The 19,160-nt window shown below is 40.7% G+C and carries 17 protein-coding genes; 14 read left to right on the top strand and 3 right to left on the bottom strand.

Going from position 1 to position 19,160, the window contains the following annotated elements:
• Window positions 1-53: 53 nt before the first annotated feature.
• A complete protein-coding gene (locus IJT21_00105) occupies window positions 54-1,430 on the top strand; it encodes a TrpB-like pyridoxal phosphate-dependent enzyme (GenBank protein ID MBQ7576650.1) in 1,377 nt (458 codons plus the stop codon).
• Between the two features lie 79 nt (window positions 1,431-1,509).
• On the opposite strand, the gene mtnA is transcribed toward IJT21_00105, so the two are convergent.
• A complete protein-coding gene (gene mtnA, locus IJT21_00110; protein ID MBQ7576651.1) occupies window positions 1,510-2,577 on the bottom strand; it encodes an S-methyl-5-thioribose-1-phosphate isomerase in 1,068 nt (355 codons plus the stop codon).
• Between the two features lie 182 nt (window positions 2,578-2,759).
• Between mtnA and IJT21_00115 the strand changes: the two genes are divergently transcribed.
• The 6 genes from IJT21_00115 to IJT21_00140 all read left to right on the top strand — a co-directional run bounded on the left by IJT21_00115 (window position 2,760) and on the right by IJT21_00140 (window position 9,271).
• Entirely contained in the window at window positions 2,760-3,479 is a 720-nt protein-coding gene (locus IJT21_00115) for a DUF5058 family protein (protein ID MBQ7576652.1), read from the top strand.
• Between the two features lie 36 nt (window positions 3,480-3,515).
• Window positions 3,516-4,181: a hypothetical protein gene (locus tag IJT21_00120; GenBank protein MBQ7576653.1), complete on the top strand. Its 666-nt coding sequence runs from the start codon at window positions 3,516-3,518 to the stop codon at window positions 4,179-4,181.
• A gap of 15 nt (window positions 4,182-4,196) precedes the next feature.
• Entirely contained in the window at window positions 4,197-5,372 is a 1,176-nt protein-coding gene (locus tag IJT21_00125; protein ID MBQ7576654.1) for an amidohydrolase, read from the top strand.
• 98 nt (window positions 5,373-5,470) lie between these two features.
• The gene (locus tag IJT21_00130) at window positions 5,471-7,711 is read left to right on the top strand and encodes a copper-translocating P-type ATPase (protein ID MBQ7576655.1); all 2,241 of its coding nucleotides are present in this window, start codon (window positions 5,471-5,473) and stop codon (window positions 7,709-7,711) included.
• 100 nt (window positions 7,712-7,811) lie between these two features.
• Complete coding sequence (locus IJT21_00135) at window positions 7,812-8,255, top strand: hypothetical protein (GenBank protein ID MBQ7576656.1); 444 nt, start codon at window positions 7,812-7,814, stop codon at window positions 8,253-8,255.
• Window positions 8,256-8,299: 44 nt separating this feature from the next.
• Window positions 8,300-9,271, top strand: a complete 972-nt coding sequence (locus IJT21_00140; protein MBQ7576657.1) for a class I SAM-dependent methyltransferase — start codon at window positions 8,300-8,302, stop codon at window positions 9,269-9,271.
• Window positions 9,272-9,522: 251 nt separating this feature from the next.
• Here the strand turns inward: IJT21_00140 and IJT21_00145 are convergent, their stop codons facing one another.
• Both IJT21_00145 and IJT21_00150 read right to left on the bottom strand, forming a co-directional pair.
• Window positions 9,523-10,668 (bottom strand): serpin family protein, encoded by a 1,146-nt coding sequence (locus tag IJT21_00145; GenBank protein ID MBQ7576658.1) that lies wholly within the window; start codon window positions 10,666-10,668, stop codon window positions 9,523-9,525.
• A 51-nt stretch (window positions 10,669-10,719) separates the two neighbouring features.
• Window positions 10,720-12,444: a tagaturonate reductase gene (locus IJT21_00150; GenBank protein MBQ7576659.1), complete on the bottom strand. Its 1,725-nt coding sequence runs from the start codon at window positions 12,442-12,444 to the stop codon at window positions 10,720-10,722.
• 469 nt (window positions 12,445-12,913) lie between these two features.
• On the opposite strand from IJT21_00150, the gene IJT21_00155 reads away from it, so the two are divergent.
• From IJT21_00155 to IJT21_00185, 7 genes are all read left to right on the top strand, one after another.
• Window positions 12,914-13,354, top strand: coding sequence for a DUF488 domain-containing protein (locus IJT21_00155; GenBank protein MBQ7576660.1), 441 nt, complete (start codon window positions 12,914-12,916; stop codon window positions 13,352-13,354).
• A 21-nt stretch (window positions 13,355-13,375) separates the two neighbouring features.
• The gene (locus IJT21_00160) at window positions 13,376-13,996 is read left to right on the top strand and encodes a hypothetical protein (protein ID MBQ7576661.1); all 621 of its coding nucleotides are present in this window, start codon (window positions 13,376-13,378) and stop codon (window positions 13,994-13,996) included.
• 355 nt (window positions 13,997-14,351) lie between these two features.
• Window positions 14,352-14,966, top strand: coding sequence for a hypothetical protein (locus IJT21_00165; GenBank protein ID MBQ7576662.1), 615 nt, complete (start codon window positions 14,352-14,354; stop codon window positions 14,964-14,966).
• A gap of 3 nt (window positions 14,967-14,969) precedes the next feature.
• Complete coding sequence (gene cobD, locus IJT21_00170; GenBank protein MBQ7576663.1) at window positions 14,970-15,902, top strand: cobalamin biosynthesis protein CobD; 933 nt, start codon at window positions 14,970-14,972, stop codon at window positions 15,900-15,902.
• 75 nt (window positions 15,903-15,977) lie between these two features.
• Window positions 15,978-17,645, top strand: coding sequence for a formate--tetrahydrofolate ligase (locus IJT21_00175; protein ID MBQ7576664.1), 1,668 nt, complete (start codon window positions 15,978-15,980; stop codon window positions 17,643-17,645).
• Window positions 17,646-18,236 (top strand): cyclodeaminase/cyclohydrolase family protein, encoded by a 591-nt coding sequence (locus IJT21_00180; GenBank protein ID MBQ7576665.1) that lies wholly within the window; start codon window positions 17,646-17,648, stop codon window positions 18,234-18,236.
• The gene (locus IJT21_00185; protein ID MBQ7576666.1) at window positions 18,224-19,042 is read left to right on the top strand and encodes a bifunctional 5,10-methylenetetrahydrofolate dehydrogenase/5,10-methenyltetrahydrofolate cyclohydrolase; all 819 of its coding nucleotides are present in this window, start codon (window positions 18,224-18,226) and stop codon (window positions 19,040-19,042) included. Before IJT21_00180 ends, IJT21_00185 begins: the two co-directional genes overlap by 13 nt.
• Window positions 19,043-19,160: the final 118 nt, after the last annotated feature.

The raw sequence follows: 19,160 nt of genomic DNA on the forward strand, positions 1-19,160 counted from the left end.
TATTTTTTCATGTGCATTATAATAGCTGCAAGTTTTAACAAGGAGTGATTTAAATGAGCAAACTAGATGTGCCTTATAAAATTTATCTCGACGAGAAAGAAATTCCGTCATCGTGGTACAATGTCAGAGCAGATATGAAGACTAAGCCCGCGCCTTTGATTCATCCTGGAACATTGAAGCCGTTAACGTTTGAGGATATGCGCCCGATTTTCTGTGACGAGCTTATAAGACAGGAACTAGACAACGACACAGCATATATAAAGATTCCGGAAGAAATTTATAATTTTTACAAGATGTACAGACCTTCACCGCTCACACATGCTGTATTTCTTGAGAAAGTGTTAAATACTCCCGCGCACATTTTTTACAAATTCGAGGGCAATAACACATCAGGTTCTCACAAATTAAATTCTGCAATCGCTCAAGCATATTACGCAAAGAAACAGGGACTCAAAGGCGTAACAACTGAAACGGGCGCAGGTCAATGGGGTACGGCCTTAGCTATGGCGTGTTCATTTTTTGAGCTTGACTGCAAAGTTTTCATGGTGAAAGTATCTTACGAGCAGAAACCTTTTAGACGTGAAGTAATGCGCACTTATGGGGCAGATGTAACGCCTTCGCCATCAATGGAAACTGAAATCGGCCGTAAAATTAACGCAGACCACCCAGGCACTACAGGATCTCTCGGCTGTGCAATTTCTGAAGCTGTAGAAGTCGCAGTATCTACAGAAGGTTATCGCTATGTACTCGGCAGCGTGTTAAATCAAGTTCTATTGCATCAATCTATAATAGGACTCGAAACAAAAGCAGCGTGCGATAAATACGGGATTAAACCTGATATTATAATTGGCTGTGCTGGAGGAGGCTCGAATTTAGGCGGGTTAATTTCTCCGTTCATGGGCGAAAAATTGCGCGGTGAAGCTGACTATAAATTTATTGCTGTCGAACCTGCGAGCTGTCCGAGCTTTACTCGCGGAAAATTTGCGTATGATTTCTGCGACACCGGAAAAGTTTGCCCGATGGCGAAAATGTACACTCTCGGACATGACTTCATACCGAGTGCAAACCATGCCGGCGGATTGCGTTATCACGGAATGAGCAGCATTTTATCACAGCTTTATCACGACGGACTAATGGAAGCTAGAGCAGTTGAACAGACCAGCGTTTTTGAGGCTGCAGAGATGTTCGCGCGCGTTGAAGGAATCTTGCCCGCCCCAGAGTCGAGTCATGCAATTAGAGTCGGTATTGATGAAGCTCTCAAGTGCAAGGAAACCGGCGAGGAGAAAACTATAATTCTTGGACTCACCGGCACAGGCTATTTCGACATGAAGGCGTACGAACAATATAATAATCACACAATGACGGATTATATTCCGACTGATGATGATTTAGCGAAGGGCTTTGCGACGATTCCGAACGTTAATCTGTAAAAAAATTTATTCGTGTGTGAGGGGGACCCCCTAAAGCCCGTCCCCCTTGCCCCCCTCCCCACCCAGTATCAGCGCACTATCACTTTTTCGCGAAAATTTTTTGCAGACTTTCAATATAAGGAGGCCGAGCGATTCCAAATTCTGTAATTATTCCCGTTATAAGCTCATTATCTGTAACATCAAACGCGGGATTATAAACTTTCACGCCTTCAGGTGCCATGCGTTTTTTGTACCATAAATCAGTAATTTCTGTCTGCGGTCGTTCTTCAATAATAATATCTTCACCCGTTTTTATGCTCATGTCTATAGTAGAAGTCGGGCCGAGAATATAAAATGGTATTCCGTAATATTTTGCGAGAATTGCGAGTCCTGAAGTCCCGATTTTATTGCATGAGTCCCCGTTTGCCGCGACTCTATCACAACCCGTGAAGACAAAATTTATTTTCCCGCTTTTCATGACTTGAGAGGCCATATTATCGCAAATTAGTGTTGTGTCGACTCCGTCAGCAAGTAATTCAAAAGTTGAGAGTCTCGCGCCCTGTAATAACGGTCTTGTCTCGTCGCAATAAACGCGAAAATTTAAACCTCTTTCACGCCCTAAATGAATGGGAGCTAATGCAGTGCCGTATTTGGAAGTTGCTAATTGTCCGGCGTTGCAGTGAGTTAATATCCCGTCGCCGTCTTTCAGGAGTGAGAGTCCATATTCGCCGATTTTCTTGCAAGTTTCTATGTCTTCACGTTGAATAGATATAGCTTCACTCAGCAATAAATTTTTTATTTCCTGAACGCTTTTATCGTGATTATTAACTGCAGCTTGTTCGACTCGATTTAATGCCCATGACAAATTAACAGCTGTAGGTCGTGAAGAGTTGAGATAATTTTTTGCGTCATTAAGCTGCTTGATGAATGAGTCATAATTATCCGTGTCAATATTTTTTGCGGCGAGATAGAGTCCGAATCCTGCTGCTACACCGATTGCAGGTGCGCCCCTGACTTGTAATTTATAAATTGCCTCCCAAATTTCGTGTTGAGTCTTCAGGCGCAAAATTTTTATTTCATTCGGGAGTCGCGTTTGATCGAGGATAACGAGCGAATTATCATTATCATCAAGCGAGACAGTATTATAACTTAAAATATTTTCGTTCATGATTAAATTTTCTCCGTCAATAAATTAATTATAGCATTTAACACTATTATAATATAAGGATTTATAACGAGGCGCAATAACAATTCATAATATATAATACATAAAATTTGAAATAGTATCGCAATTTGTATAATTTGTGCGTATTACTATTTTAATTATCTCATATTACAAGGAGGACTATTATGGATTATCTACAGATTTCTAACCAACCTATAATATGGCTGCTTTGCGGAATAACAGTTTTAATTGCGGCATGGCAGGCGTATTTTTTCATTCGTTTAGCTCGAAGGACTTCGGCCTCTGTCAATCTTGACCCCGCTATACCGAAAAAGGCGTTTCGAATCGGCTTGATTACCGCAATAGGTCCTGCGTTAGGTGTATTTATAGTAATGGTGGGATTAATGGCAGCAATCGGAGGTCCAATGAGCTGGCTGCGTTTGTCAATAATCGGGGCTGCTGCAACTGAATTAGCTGCGGCTACAAACGGTGCAACGGCTGCGGGCGTTACGTTCGGCGGTGAAGGATATACACTCACGATTCTTGCTGTCTCATGGTTTGCAATGGCCTTAAACGGTGCGGGCTGGCTTGTGTCGACGGGTTTATTTACTCCTTTGCTTGAAGATCTGCGCGCAAAAGTTTCCGGCGGTGATATTAAGTGGCTCGGTGTTATGTCTGCTGCGTGTTCAATAGGTATATTCGGTTACTTGAACGCAAATTCAATGATAGCAATCGGCCCGAAAATTAATATGGGAGTAACAAGCGCTGTTTTAGGCGGTGCAATCGGAATGATGTTACTAGGAAAATTTGTCGTGCCTAAATATCCCCGTTTAGCAGAATATTCACTTGGGATCGCTATGATTATAGGGATTCTCGCGGGAATAATTCATGACTCTATCGTGTAAAATAAGGAGGTCTTGACTATGGACGAGAAACAAGCAATGAATGCATGGAAAAAATCTTGTATCAGAATCGGCACGCCCACAAATTTATTAGCTGCTGCGACGGCATTTATACCTGTTATTTATCTTTGTGTAACTTATGACTGCTGGCCGAGTGCTTCACTTATATTTTCTGCGTGGCTGCTTACGGTTATAAGTTTCGGAGCGTTCTATATTGTTGAGCCGCTTTCTTATTATGCGTCATTAGGAATGTCGGGAACGTATTTAAGTTTTCTTTCCGGCAACATAGGAAATATGAGAGTCCCTTGTGCTGCACTTGCTCTTGATGTAACAGACAGCCAGCCGGGAACTATACAAGCTGAAGTTGTGTCAACTATGGCAATTTGCGGATCTATCGTAACGAATTTAATCGCGACGACTCTAGCAGCTTTTATCGGAGCCGGCATTGTTGCTGTATTACCTGCAATGATAAAAACGGGCTTGCAGAGTTACGCTTCAGCAGCAATTTTCGGAGCTACTTTCGGTAATTTCGCATTAAAGCAGCATAAACTCGCTGTATTTGGTCTCGGAATCCCGTTAATATGCAAGGTCATGCAAAGTTATATAGGCATTCAAGCGTGGTTAATTATTGTTCTGTCAGTGTTCGGAACGGTATTTATTGCGCGTTTGTTCTATAAAGCTGAGTCAAAAGCAGCTGCAAATTAGGAAGGAGGCGCGAAAATGTTTAATCAGTGCAAAGAAATTCAAGACGAACTTGTCAGAATGCGCAGAGATTTACACAAGATTCCGGAACTTGGATTTGATTTACCTCTCACGCAAAAATATGTAACTGACAAATTAAATGAGTACGGCGTTGAATATAAATTAAATGAAGGCGACTCGGGAATCATTGCATACATCAACAAAGGCAAGCCCGGAAAAGTTATCGCCCTCCGCGCTGACATGGACGCATTACCCATAAAAGAAGAAACCGGCGTAGAATATTGCTCGACTCATGACGGAAAAATGCACGCATGCGGTCATGATGCTCACACGTCAATGTTGTTAGGTACAGCAAAGATTCTCAACGCTAACAAAGACAAACTTAATGGTGAAGTGCGCTTACTCTTCCAGACCGGCGAGGAAATTGCAAAAGGTGCACCCATAATGATAAAGAATAACGCTATGGAAGGCGTAAATGCTGTGTTCGGGACTCATATCGGGACAATTTTAGACCGCACAATCCCAGCAGGAAAATTTATCGTCTGCCCCGGTGCTGTTATGGCTTCATTTGATAGATTTGTTATTACAATTAACGGCACAGGCTGCCACGGTTCAACACCAGAAAAAGGAGTCGACCCGATTAATATAGCTGCTCATGTTGTATTAGGGCTTGAAGGAATTGTCGCGCGCGAATTTAACGCAAATGAACCAGTTGTTATTACGATCGGCAAGATTCAAGGAGGAGCGCAATATAACATCATTCCCGGAACTGTCGTAATCGAGGGCACAACACGAGCTTTCAAAGAAGAAAACCGCCAGAAAATGGCCAAGCGTATAGAAGAAGTCTCGAAATTTACTGCTCAAGCGTTTGGGGGCAATGTAGATTTCTTTATGGACTGGGGTGCGCCTCCTGTAGTGAATGATAAAGAAATGGCAGATTTTGCCGGAAAATGTGCAATTGAAGTACTCGGCACAGAAAAAGTAATTACTCGCGTTAATGCTCCTAATATGGGCGGTGAAGATTTCGCGTTTTATCTCGGAAAAGCTCCGGGTGCGTTTATGTTCCTGAGTTCGGCGAATCCAGATAAGAAAGCAGATTTCCCGCACCATAACCCAGTATTCAATATTGACGAGGACGTTTTATGGGAAGGCACAGCAATTTTCGTTAAGATCGCATCAGAGTTCTTGAAGTAGCAATTAATTTTTCACGGGGGATGAATGAGTCCCCCATTTTTATTTATCACTCTTGCACAAACGTATATAATAAAGCAAAAAAGGTGTGAATAATTCCCATGTCTGAACACTATAATATAACTGGAATGTCTTGCGCGGCTTGTTCTGCAAGAGTCGAAAGAGTCGTTAAAAAATTGCCCGGCATTACTTCATGTTCTGTCAGCTTATTAACAAATTCTATGATCGTCGAAGGCAGTGCAAAACCTTCAGAAATTATTGCAGCAGTCGAGAAGGCCGGCTATGGTGCGAGTCTTAATGCTCCGGAAGTCAACGCACAAATTAATTCTGAATCAAATGACTCATTGACCGACAAAGAGACTCCGATTTTGAAGCGCAGATTAATTTTTTCGCTGATATTTCTTGCTGTCTTAATGTATTTCTCGATGGGACAAATGATAAAATTGCCTTTGCCGGAATTTTTTGCAGGAAATAATATCGCAATAGGTCTGACTCAATTATTATTAGCTGCAATAATCATGATAATAAACCAGAAATTTTTTGTGTCGGGCTTCACGTCGTTATTTCATTTTGCGCCTAACATGGATACACTTGTTGCAATGGGATCGTTTGCGTCGTTTGCGTGGAGCGTTTTTGTATTGTTCACTATGACTCGTTTAAATTATTATACTGCTCACGATTTCTATTTTGAGTCTGCCGGAATGATTCTCACTCTTATAACCGTCGGAAAAATGCTCGAAGCTAAATCTAAGGGACGCACAACTGACGCGCTGAAAAGTTTAATGAAGCTAGCTCCGAAAACCGCAAATATTTTACGTAACAATCAAGAAATTACAGTCCCGATCGAACAAGTACAGCGAGGAACAATTTTTGTTATCAGACCCGGCGAAAATATCCCCGTCGACGGCATTATAATTGAAGGAGTCAGCGCAGTAAATGAGTCAGCCCTCACCGGTGAAAGCATACCAGTTGACAAAGCAGCCGGAGACTCTGTATCTGCCGGAACTGTCAATCAATCAGGTTTTATGAAGTGTGAAGCGACTCGAGTCGGCCAAGATACAACTTTATCGCAAATTATAAAAATGGTCTCTGACGCGTCCGCAACTAAAGCACCCGTCGCAAAAATCGCTGATAAAGTCTGCGGAATATTTGTCCCTGCTGTAATATTAATTGCGGTTATAACTGTTATATCATGGCTCATTGCGGGAAAAACTTTCGGCGATGCTTTATCGTACGGGATTGCAGTATTAGTTATCAGCTGTCCTTGTGCGCTTGGACTTGCGACTCCTGTTGCTATAATGGTCGGAAATGGAATCGGCGCGAAAAACGGAATATTATTCAAGACCGCCGAATCTCTCGAACAGACCGGAAAAATGAAAATTGCTGTGTTCGACAAAACCGGAACAATTACCAGCGGTGAACCCAAAGTAACAGACATAATACCGATCGAGAACGAGAAATATTTATTGATGATTGCTTATTCACTTGAGAACAAGAGCGAGCACCCATTAGCAAAGGCCATTACAGATTTTGCGCGCACAAGAGATTTAGTGCCTTATGAGGTCGAAAATTTTCATGCTTTGCCGGGCAATGGTTTAATTGCGACATTACCGGGGGGATCTGAATTAACCGGCGGGAGCGTGAGATTTATTACTGCAAAATTTGATATTCCCGTGAAATATATCAAGAAGGCTGAAGAACTCGCGCAAAACGGCAAGACTCCTTTAATGTTCGTGCAGGATAAAAAATTGTTGGGAATTATCGCAGTTGCCGACACAATTAAACCCGACAGTCCGGAAGCAATAAAAGATTTACAGTCAATGGGAATTAGAGTCGTCATGTTAACCGGCGATAATGAGAAGACAGCGCAGGCAATAGGCATTCAAGCAGGAGTCAACGAAGTAATTGCAGGAGTAATGCCCGATGGTAAAGAGAGCGTCATTAGAGAGCTTCAAGGTTCAGGAAATGTCGCAATGACAGGAGACGGAATTAACGACGCACCAGCATTGACCCGCGCTGATATAGGAATAGCAATAGGAGCCGGCACAGATATAGCGATTGATGCTGCTGATGTTGTATTAATGAAGAGTAATTTGCTTGATGTTCCTGCTGCTGTAAGATTGAGTCGCGCTACATTAAGAAATATTCATCAAAATTTGTTCTGGGCATTTATTTATAACGTGATAGGGATTCCGTTAGCTGCTGGACTCTGGGGATTGAAATTAGATCCTATGTTCGGAGCTGCTGCAATGAGTCTTTCGAGTTTCTGTGTTGTAACAAATGCTTTGCGCCTAAATTTTATTGACATTCACAGAAAAAATGCAAAGGAGGCGAATAAATAAAATTCGAGTGCATGTGCTGAAATAGTGAAAATTTTAGACAACAGCTGTAATACTTCCTGACGATAAAAAATTTTTGCGTAATAATAACGGAGGTCAGAAAATGAGACGATTTATAATTTGTGTGCTGATAATTGCGTTAATAAGTTCGAGTGCATGTGCTGAAATTTGCGAATTTAAATATTTCTCGCTGAATATTCCTGAAGGCTGGTCGGCATCAGAAAAAATTTTAGAAAATGGTTCATCTATGGTCGCTGTACTTCCTGACGATGATAATATACCCGGTGCAATTGCTATAACGTCAGGGAGTCCGGGAAATCTCACAATAAAGGAAATCGCCGAGAATTACTCGAAAAATTTTAACGGCACTACACCAGAAAGCGGCGAAGATGGAATTTATATATTTGAGTTCAACGAAGGAAAAAGTTTCGCATTAATAGACGGAGACGAAAATTTTTACATGTTCACGGCAATAACCGCAACTGACGAAGAAAGCGAGACTAATAAAATATTGCTTGATATTCTTGACTCTATGGAATTAAAATAAGTAAAATATCTCAGCAAAATACGTAGAAAGGACGTAGACAAAAAATGTTTGAGCCGCTACCATTGAGCAACGAGCAACGAGCAACGAGCAACGAGCCTATCATTTACGAAAATTTTGAGCGTGAAAGATTGACTCCGATCTATGACATCATTGACCCATATTCAGAAATGAAGAAAAATGAGCGTTATTTTCTCAACGGCATAATAAGAGCATTAAAGCCGCGCAAGATTCTGGAAGTCGGAGTCTCTTCCGGCGGAGGCAGCGCAATAATTCTTAATGCAATATCAGATATTGAAGGCGCAAAATTATATTCCGTCGATTATTTAGAAAAAGCATATGGATATCCTGAAAAATTATCAGGCTTTCTCGTGAATGAAAAATTTTCCGAGCTTGCAAATAATGATAAATGGCAAATTTTTCGTGGAAGGGATATATCGTACTTTATTGAAGAAATCGGCGGAGATATTGATTTGCTTGTGCTTGATACGGAACATTTTCATCCGTGCGAGATGTTAAATTTTTTGTGCGTACTGCCGTTTATGAAGCGTGACTCTTGGTGTGTTCTACATGATATTAATATATGCGGGGTAATATTGAATCACGCTTTCAGAAATGCGCTTGCAACCCGTTATTTATTCGGTCATGTTGTATCTGATGAAAAAATTCTTCCCGTTTCAGATTATGATCAAGGTAGACCGGCCAATATCGGAGCTTTCAAAATTTCTGACGTAACAATGAAATATGCCGATAATTTATTTCAGAGCTTATTTATTCCTTGGAAACATGAACCTCTGATACGTGATATTAATGACATGCGAAATATAATCAAGAAATATTATTCAGTCGAGAACTATCAAAGATTTTGCGAAGCTCTAAAATTTCATGATTTTCTCTTTGAGCACCCTGTTTATGAACCAGTACCTATAGCACGAGCTTTTTTGCGCAGATATGCACCAAATTTCTACGGCTGGCTTCACAGGAAAAAAATTGAACGCAAGAATAAATTATCAAGTTAGAAGTTTTCTGCTAAAATATTTGCATTCATTCAGACAGTCTCACAAATTCGCGGGGCTGTCTATTTTTTACAACTACATTTACAACTACAAAAAAGTTATTTCACGCGTTTATATGCAAGACTTCACGAGACAAAAAAATTTTATAATCATGCAAAAAATTTTATTCGCGCGCGCAAAAAAACTCTCTCGAATGAATCACTCATCCAAGAGAGTAGGAGAAAAAAGTAATGAAAGAATGAAAGAATTATAATCTATTTGAATGTCTGTCTGCCAACAAATAAAATAATTCCCGTCTTATCATCAATCACAAAATATAAAAACGGTCTGTCCGCATGAAATTCTTTAACGTCAAGTGGCTGCAAAGACGTAACTTTTACCATTGTTATAGCAGTTGCAGCGGCGGCTTCGGTTTTCTTCTCGTCGACTTCTATAAAAGTTTTGTGAATAATAGCATCAATTTTGAGTCCTTCATCACTTGTAATTCCGGAAAAATCTGCATCATCACTAAAAGCTGTCTTCACTCCCAGAGTCATAAATAAATCATTGAGATTAAATTTACTCTCCGTCTTGAACTTCGGCAGCCATAAATCAACGCGAAAATCTTTCATCGACTTTGCAATATTCGCAAAAATTAAATGATTCAAGCCCTCCAAGCCCGTTTTGCCGTCTTCAGGTAAAAGCACAATCATTGACATATCGCAATTTTTGTAAGGGAGTCTGACAAATTTCATTCCGTCAAGCTCGCCATACTGCAAATTCTCGCGCTTCTGCATTGTAGGAACATCAATAAACTTTTTGCCGGAATAATTGAAAGGTTTTAGACTCGTTAAATTATTATCGAACGGGTCAAGCCATTCAGCATTGAAATATACTGCATTCGTTAATATCATGAGAGTCCCCCGCGTTAAAGTGCTTAATAAATCTTTGATCCGGCCTTGAGTCTGTCTGCTGACCCAGTTATTAATAAATCTGCGCGACGAGTCAAGACTATTTGTGAAATCGAGTTCATATGCCGAACTTAAATAATTATCAGCTAATAAAGTTTTGTAATCGTCATTGAGAGTCAAACCCTTCTGAAGCCAGACTCTATTTGCTGATTTAAAAATTTCGTGATTAATTTCTTTCGCGAGGAGACCCAAATTTTTGTGAATTTCCGGCGAAAAATTTAATGCGCGCTCGATTTCGTTTGCCGTCAAACCCTTTGCGCCCGCGTAGACCATCCCAAACGCTGTAATAATGCTATACGGCGAAAAGAAAAAATTACCTTCAGGCGACGACTCAGCGATTAACTTTGCGGCATTGAACGCGAAATTATTTATCACAGCAGCAGAATCCGCAGCAAGTGCAACAGACTCAAACGCGAGAATAAAAGCTAAAATAACTGCTAATTTTTTCATGTTTACACCTCCTGCGAATTATTATATATTGCCGCGTGAAAATTTTATGAATTACAGCACACTTTTAAATGCTGCTTCGGCTCCATCAGCGCGAATTTTCTTGAGGTCATTAATTACTGCCTGTTCGAGACCTGCAATTTTCGTTAAGTCCTGACCCCACATTGACTCGTTCGTTAATACGGCGTTTACTAATTTTTCAGGCGAGTCGTCCTTGTGTGCAAAGAAAAACTCTAATGCCCATCTGTCATCGCTGATTGTGTAAGAATTTTTCTCGCGCTTGCAAACGAGTCCCTTATCGTTAAGCTCCTGAATATTGCTCGAATAAAACGCGATATAGGCCGCAAGACTCATAGTTAAGCACGGGGGCAAAGATTTTTTCTCCTCGACGTACTCAAGCAGACTCGGCAAATTACGCGCGCGCCACTTTGATGTCGAATTAAGGGTAATGCTCATTAATTCATGATTCACAAACGGATTATTGAATCTGTCCTGCACTGCCTCGGCGAAATCGGTTAAATCTTTCTTATCGAGCGGCAATGTCGGGATAATTTCATCATATAACATTTTGTTCATGAATGATTTAATTGTCTCGTTGTGCATACAGTCGCGAACAATGTCAAAGCCTGCGAGGTAAGCTCCCGGCACAAAACCTGTATGAGCACCGTTTAATATTCTGACTTTGCGTTTCTTGTAAGGCGTTACATCAGGTACAACATGAACGGGGACTCCTGCTTTCTTGAAGGGTAATTTATCCTCAAGTTCTGCGGGGCCTTCGATTACCCAGACTCCGAAAACTTCACCGACATCAAGTAAATTATCTTCGTAGCCGTTTGCTTTGTTGAGTTCTGCAAGTTCTTGAGGGTTACGGATTCTGCCGGGGACGATTCTATCAACGAGAGTCGAGCAGAAAATATTTTTGTTGTTGACCCAGTCTTTAAACGCTGATTCTAATTTCCATGAGTCAATATATTTATTCACGCATGATAATAACTCTTTGCCGTTGTTGTCGATTAACTCACAGCTTAGAATCACAAGACCATCTAAGCCGGCTTTGTAACGCTCGAACAAGACTTTTGTTAATTTTGCGGGAAAACTTGAAGGCGGTACATCATCAAATTTGCATGACTCATCATAAACGATTCCGGCTTCTGTTGTGTTGCTTACTACGATTTCAAGATCAGGACTCTTTGCGAGCTCCAAAACTTTTGTCCAACCGTCTGGCGCATAGGGGTTAATTGCTCTGCTGCAAGACGAAATTACGCGCTTATAGTCAATTTTCTGACCTTTTTCACTGCCGCGCAGATAAAGAGTGTAGAGTCCTTCCTGCTGATTAATCATGTCAGAGAGTCCGGGTGCGATAGGCTGAACTAATACGGCCTTACCGTTGAAATTTGCTTTCTCGTTTGCGACATCAAAGAAGTAATCAACGAACGCGCGCAAAAAATTTCCCTCGCCGAACTGCATAATTTTTTCGGGGGCATCGCGTAAAATATAGCCCTTATAGCCTGACTTGGCCAGCACATCATAATTTAAGAGTGCCATAAAAAATTTCTCCCTTCGTTTATTATGGATTGATTGAATAATATTAGCATAGATTTTACATGAATGATTAAGTGAAATTGCGTCTTGACGAATATTTAATAATTTACGCAAAATATAAGCTCTTGCAGACTGACCAGCCAAAATAAATTGCTGTGAGTCCCTGTTCTGAGAAGGCGTAAAATTAAATTCTTCATCAAAGTTTTTATTCTTAGCGTTTATAGTTGTCTCGGGCACGTGATATATTGCCGAACTAATAGCGTGAGATTCGTGTTTGATTCCTTTATCTGTCTTGATAGTTATATGAGTGTTATAAAATTTATTACATAGCTATTATACTCGAATTTTATTGCTGTTATAATGCTCGTAAGATTCCGGCGTAAATTGCGACATGATATGACTATAATTTAATTTCGTTCTGTTCATTGTGCGGACATGTAAAATTTTTTACTCTAAAAGTGTTGCGCTGCCCTATAATTATTTTGCGAAATCAGCTGCATACAACGAAATAAGGACGTTATAAAATTTTCTGTACACAAATATTTTCTTGCAGTGCCCTATAATTATTTTGCGAAATCAGCTGCTACACAACGAAAAGAGGACGTTATAAAAATTTCCTATGCACAAATATTTTCTTGCACTCACTTGACAATCTGCCATATAATTATTTTTTAGCTGCATACAACGAACGGAGGAATTTATAAAAGTGTTTCTGTACACAATCGGATTCACGAAAAAATCAGCAGAACAATTTTTCGAGCGCATAAAATATTATAGAATCAAAAAATTAATTGACGTAAGACTCATAAATAATAACGTCTTCGCAGGCTTCACAAAGAAAAATGACCTAAAATATTTTCTCGCCAAAATTTGCAGCTGCGATTATGAACACTGCCCGGAATATGCACCGACTAAAGATTTATTAACAGCTTACAAGAAGAAAAAAATTTCTTGGCCGGAATACGAGACTCAATATACAAATCTCATGAACGAGCGAAAATCTATAAATGACTTCATTACGAGATTTAGCTATTACGAGACTCTTTGCTTATTATGCGCCGAACCTGAGCCGACTCACTGCCACAGAAGATTATTAGCCGAAATGATAAGCAAGACACTTGATGATTTAATACTCACTCACATATAAATGAAAATCGACTCCGTAATAATGGCAAAATCTAATATGTTCGGTAAATTCTGCGTCGCCGGAATTGATTTATATTCCGGAAAATGGGTCAGATTCGTATCTTTCGAGGACGGCGAACCACTCGAAGACTTCCAGTTAATATTTATAAACTCTCCCGGAAGCTGCAAAGTTTTAGACACCGCAAGAATCCCAATAGCGCGCAAAATAGGCCACTCACGGCAAAATCATAGCGAAGACTTCATGATTAAATATGAAGCATGGCTTAAACTCGGACAAATGAACTTGCAAGACGTTATAAAATTTCATCCGCCCGAAAATTATGATTATTTATTCGGAAATTCACGCGAATATTTGACCCTCGACGAAATGAGCAGCTGCAAAATAAATTATTCCCTTATATTAATAGAAGCGGAAGACCTGAAAATTTATCATGAACTCAACTATAACAACGAACTAAAGACGCGCGCAGACTTTGACTATAACGGCGATTTATACACGCACATTCGAGTAACGGATCCGGATTTTGACAACGGAAAAAATTTATTAATCCCTCACGCCTATTTAGTTATGAGTATGCCCGCAAAGCCTCTCAGGGAAAACGGGAGATTTTATAAGTTAATCGCAAAAATTTTTGTGTCATGACTATAATAAACGAGTAAATTTTTAGTTATTTGTGGAGGTACATTTTTTAGCATGAGAATTAAGAAAACTTTTGTGCGCTTTGTTAATTGTAATGATCTTTGCGTCAACTAATACGGAGTTCTTAGTTATCTCAGCACACGTATCATTCGGATTCAGCAGCAAAAATGAATCGAGACTATAATATTACTGTTATTTCTGAAATCGGCAAGAGACTCAAGAAAAATTGAATCTCCGGCGTTATTTTCTGATGCAGGACAACAGAAGGACTCATATAAAAGTTATTGCCGGCGCTTTCAGAAAAAATAATTTTGTCAGAACATTGACGAAATAAATTATATTTTAGGAGTGTTAAATCATGAAAAAATTTGCTTTATCGTTAGCTTTAATAATTTTCTCGGCCTCGATAGCTTTTGCAATTCCAGAACCTCCCGCAAAAGGTCAATGGGGTTATGCGTTAGAGTCGACTCTTGCGATTTACACTAAGGCAGACAGAGACTCAAGCTATCAAGAAATAGAAATGCCCGATGACTGGATTAGCGTTCCAAGTGCAGTAAGAGACAAAGATAATTATTTATGGTATCGAGTCAAAATCGGACGTGTAAGCGGTTGGCTTCCTCAAGAGGGAATAAGACTCAAAATGGGCGGTAAAAGCAAACGGGCAGAGTCAATTTATAAGCGTTTCGCAAAAATGGATCTCGATATGCCGTTCAGCTCGACTGACTCTAAATTATGCGCAAAAATTTTCGGATTTAACGTAATAAATATGAGTATGACAGATTTGCGCAAAAAAATGGGAACGCCTACCCTCCGCGAGTCCCCGTATGATAATGCAGACATGAGCACGCTTTCTTATGAAGCAGCCGGAAAAAATATCACTGTTTCTATAACTTTAGTGCGTGATTATGGCGACATTGACGGCAAAGTCGAGTCAGTCTCAATTTACAGAGGCAGCGCGGGAGTCCCTGATTAATAATTGCAGTTTCCGATAATATTTGCTCTTGCAGTCATTCTTGATTTGGCAGCCGGCGAGATAAATTTTTTTCCTCATCCTGTCAAAATAATCGGGAAGCTGATAAACTTTTTGCAGGAGAAATTATTTGACCTTCATTCATTTATTTGCGGCCTCGCAGTGTGTGTGATTACGATTTTTGCTGCGGGGCTTGCTGTTTGCTTAGTGCTTTATTTTTCCGGCTGTAATTGCGTGATACAAATTTATTTGCTGTATGCTGCTTTATCGTGGCGGGACTTGAAGGACGAGACCAGACCCGTTTTATTTTGTCTGATGAATAATGATTTAGAGGGCGCACGAAAATTTTTATCGCGGGTTGTAGGACGAGACACAAAAAATTTATCAGAAGTCGAAATTATCCGAGCTTTAATCGAGACAATCTCAGAAAATTCTATTGACGGCATTTTTTCTGTGATGTTCTTTGCGGTGCTGGGATATTGCGTAAATGATTCTTACGGAGCTTATATTTTCGTATGGATATTCAAGGCAGCAAGCACACTTGATTCAATGATAGGCTATAAAACTTTTCATGAGTTCGGGAAGGCGGGCGCAAAACTTGATGACACATTAAATTTTTTCCCGGCCAGAGTAGGAGGCTTGATTATTATTATTGCAGGAGGACTCAAGATTAGGGCGTTAAAAATTTTTATTCGCGACAGATTGAAGCATTCGAGTCCAAACAGTGCGCACGGTGAGAGCTCATTTGCTGGCGTTCTTGATGTGAAACTCGGCGGAGGAGCATTTTATCAGGATAAATTTATTTCCCGGCCATTTATTAACGAGTCAGCGCGAGACCCTGAAATTTTTGACGTTATAAGGGCGTGGAATTTGCTAGATGCTTCGAGTGCGTTATTTGCGTTTATTGTAATATTTCTTGCGTGTATAATTTTTTGCTAGCTGGATTGATTATTATGCGTTCAATTATGTAAAATATCGTTTTATCCTGTATCACTAAAGGAGGAAATATTTTACATGTTAAGCGATATCGAAATTGCCCAGGCCGCCAAGCCTGAATTAATAACAAATATAGCAGCAAAATTAGGAATCTCTGATGATGACTTAGAATGTTACGGCAAATACAAAGCAAAAATTTCTCCCGCCGTGTTAAAGCGTCTTGCAGATAAGCCCGACGGAAAATTAATTCTCGTTACTGCCATTACTCCGACTCCTGCAGGTGAGGGAAAGACTACTACAACAGTAGGACTCACTGATGGATTAAACAAAATCGGCAAGAGGGCTTGTGCTGCTCTTCGTGAGCCTTCGTTGGGGCCGAGTTTCGGACTCAAGGGGGGTGCAGCCGGCGGAGGTTATGCTCAAGTTATACCGATGGAAGATATAAATTTGCATTTCACCGGCGATTTACACGCGATTACTACTGCACATAATTTGTGCGCTGCAATGCTTGATAATCACATTCAACAGGGCAACGAATTAAATATTGATCCGCGAAAAATAGTTTTCCGGCGTGCAATGGACTTAAACGAGCGAGCTTTACGAAATATAATTATCGGTCTAGGAGGCACAGCAAACGGAGTCCCGCGCGAGTCAGGTTTTGACATTACAGTAGCGTCTGAAGTTATGGCGGTCTTGTGTCTTGCGTCTGATTTAATGGATCTCAAATCACGACTTGGCCGGATTGTTTTAGCTTACACTTACGATAATGAGCCCGTTACAGTCAATGACATTCAAGCGGCTGGCTCTATGGCTGCATTACTCAAAGACGCAATCAAGCCCAATTTAGCGCAGACTCTTGAAGGTAACCCGGCATTTATTCACGGAGGCCCATTTGCAAATATAGCTCACGGTTGTAACTCAGTGCAGGCAACGAGACTCGGACTCAAATGTGCAGATTATCTCGTTACAGAAGCAGGATTCGGCGCGGACTTAGGAGCAGAAAAATTTTTAGACATCAAGTGCAGGACAGCAGGATTAAAGCCTGATGCAGTAGTTGTTGTTGCCACGATTCGCGCGCTCAAAATGCATGGAGGACTAAGCAAAAACGAGCTGACTCACGAAAATTTAAACGCTCTCGAAAAAGGTATCCCGAATCTTTTAAAGCATATCGAGAATATACAGAAATACGGCCTTCCCGTTGTTGTAGCGATTAATAAATTTGCAAGTGATACAGAATCAGAAATTAATTTACTCTCGAAAAAGTGTGAGGAGTTAGGCGCGTCATTTGCTCTTGCTGACGTATGGGCGAAAGGCGGCGAGGGCGGCAAATTATTAGCTCAAAAAGTTGTAGAGGCCTGCGGGAAAGAGTCTAATTTCAGATTCATTTATGAGTCCGACATGACCCCGAAAGAAAAAATGAATGCAATCGCACGTGAAATTTACGGAGCTGACGGAGTCGACTTCACACCACAGGCAGAGAAAGATTTACAAAGGATTCACGATCTCGGCAAAGATAATTTACTCGTGTGCATGGCCAAGACTCAATATTCTTTGTCAGATGATCCAGCTAAACTCGGCCGTCCTGAACATTTTAGAATCACTGTGCGCGAAGTGAGACTCTCTGCGGGTGCGGGCTTCTTAGTTGCGATAACAGGAACAATTATGACAATGCCGGGACTCCCGAAGAAACCTGCTGCGTTAAATATCGACGTTGACGAGAACGGCAAAATTACGGGGTTGTTCTAAATGGAGATAACGAAATTTTTAGCAGATCTTGCGTCTGATTTACCGGCACCGGGAGGCGGGGCAACTTCTGCACTTTCCGGAGCAATGGGCGCGGCTCTCGTCTCAATGGTCGCGAATCTTACAATCAATCGCGAAAAGTACGCACAATTTCAGGAGTTAGCAAAAGATTCGGCCAAGCGTGCAAATGAGTTAATGCAAAATTTGACTGAATGCATAAATAAGGACATGACTTCATTTGACGGCGTAATAAGTGCTCTCAAGCTCCCGAAATCTACAGACAGTGAGAAATTAGCGCGTTCACAAGCATTGCAGGAGGCTTATAAAATCGCGGTCTCTGCACCGTTTGAAATAGTTAATAATTGTCTCGAAGTAATGAAGCTCGCAAGAAATTTAATCGGGAAGTCAAATATTACTGCTGAATGTGATTTAACGGCGGCTTTATCACAGTGCAACGCAGCAATAAATATAGCGCTCGAAAACGTGAGAATAAATTTAGCTTTCATCAAGGACGAGCAATACAACGCAAAAATTTCTGAATGGGCAGCTAATTCAGAACGTGAGAGCAAGGAGCTTTTGTCATGGCAGAAATAATAATGAAGGGTTCAGAAGTCGCAGCAGCAATTAAAGAGTCTTTGTTGGGAAAATCGGCAACTCTCGCAATAATAAGAGTCGGCGCACGTCCTGACGATTTATCTTATCAGCGCGGAATAATGAAGCGATTCGAGTCTCTTGGCCTGTCCGTTAAAGTCTATGAGCTTGACGAAAATATCACGCAAAATGGATTTGACTCGGAGTTTGCGCGCATAAATGAAGACTCAAGCAATCAAGGAATATTATTATTTCGTCCGTTGCCTAAGAATTTAAGCGATAAATACGCCTGTGATACAATAAATCCCGCAAAAGATATTGACTGCATGAGTCCCATTAATCTCGCTGGAGTCTTTGCCGGTCAAAAAAATTCTTTCGCGCCGTGTACTGCATTAGCTGTTATGGAAATGTTGAAGCACTATAAATTTTCATTGACGGGAAAAAATGTCGTGATAGTTGGCCGTAGTCTCGTTCTTGGCCGTCCTTTAGCTATGTTAATGCTCGGTGATAATGCTACAGTTACGATTTGCCACACTAAGACTCAAAATTTAGCTGAAACTTGCAGACGTGCAGATATAATTGTCGCTGCAGCAGGTAAAGCAGGAATCATCACGCCCGAATTTGTGAACGAGTCAAGCATTATAGTTGACGTAGGAATAAATATAAATCCCGACGGGAAATTATGTGGTGATGTAGATTATGAGAGAGTCGCGCCTTTAGTTCACGCGATAAGCCCAGTGCCGGGAGGAGTGGGAGCTGTTACTACTTCAGTTCTCGCGAAAAATTTAATTCAAGCAGCAAAGTTATAATCATTCGCCCCCGTTCACGCAATGGGGGTGTTATAATAATTTACAATGAAGGGAGCAAAGGAGCTTGACAAATAATTATGACACTTGTAGACTCGGCGACAGCACAGCACAGCACAGC

The sequence above is a fragment of the Synergistaceae bacterium genome, assembly GCA_017443945.1.
Lineage (GTDB): Bacteria > Synergistota > Synergistia > Synergistales > Aminobacteriaceae > JAFUXM01.

What these genes read in the sequence shown, in the direction of transcription:
- IJT21_00105 (MBQ7576650.1), top strand. Translation starts at nt 54, where the DNA reads ATGAGCAAACTAGATGTGCCTTATAAAATTTATCTCGACGAGAAAGAA.
- mtnA (MBQ7576651.1), bottom strand. Translation starts at nt 2,577, where the DNA reads ATGAACGAAAATATTTTAAGTTATAATACTGTCTCGCTTGATGATAAT.
- IJT21_00115 (MBQ7576652.1), top strand. Translation starts at nt 2,760, where the DNA reads ATGGATTATCTACAGATTTCTAACCAACCTATAATATGGCTGCTTTGC.
- IJT21_00120 (MBQ7576653.1), top strand. Translation starts at nt 3,516, where the DNA reads ATGAATGCATGGAAAAAATCTTGTATCAGAATCGGCACGCCCACAAAT.
- IJT21_00125 (MBQ7576654.1), top strand. Translation starts at nt 4,197, where the DNA reads ATGTTTAATCAGTGCAAAGAAATTCAAGACGAACTTGTCAGAATGCGC.
- IJT21_00130 (MBQ7576655.1), top strand. Translation starts at nt 5,471, where the DNA reads ATGTCTGAACACTATAATATAACTGGAATGTCTTGCGCGGCTTGTTCT.
- IJT21_00135 (MBQ7576656.1), top strand. Translation starts at nt 7,812, where the DNA reads ATGAGACGATTTATAATTTGTGTGCTGATAATTGCGTTAATAAGTTCG.
- IJT21_00140 (MBQ7576657.1), top strand. Translation starts at nt 8,300, where the DNA reads ATGTTTGAGCCGCTACCATTGAGCAACGAGCAACGAGCAACGAGCAAC.
- IJT21_00145 (MBQ7576658.1), bottom strand. Translation starts at nt 10,668, where the DNA reads ATGAAAAAATTAGCAGTTATTTTAGCTTTTATTCTCGCGTTTGAGTCT.
- IJT21_00160 (MBQ7576661.1), top strand. Translation starts at nt 13,376, where the DNA reads ATGGCAAAATCTAATATGTTCGGTAAATTCTGCGTCGCCGGAATTGAT.
- IJT21_00165 (MBQ7576662.1), top strand. Translation starts at nt 14,352, where the DNA reads ATGAAAAAATTTGCTTTATCGTTAGCTTTAATAATTTTCTCGGCCTCG.
- IJT21_00175 (MBQ7576664.1), top strand. Translation starts at nt 15,978, where the DNA reads ATGTTAAGCGATATCGAAATTGCCCAGGCCGCCAAGCCTGAATTAATA.
- IJT21_00180 (MBQ7576665.1), top strand. Translation starts at nt 17,646, where the DNA reads ATGGAGATAACGAAATTTTTAGCAGATCTTGCGTCTGATTTACCGGCA.
- IJT21_00185 (MBQ7576666.1), top strand. Translation starts at nt 18,224, where the DNA reads ATGGCAGAAATAATAATGAAGGGTTCAGAAGTCGCAGCAGCAATTAAA.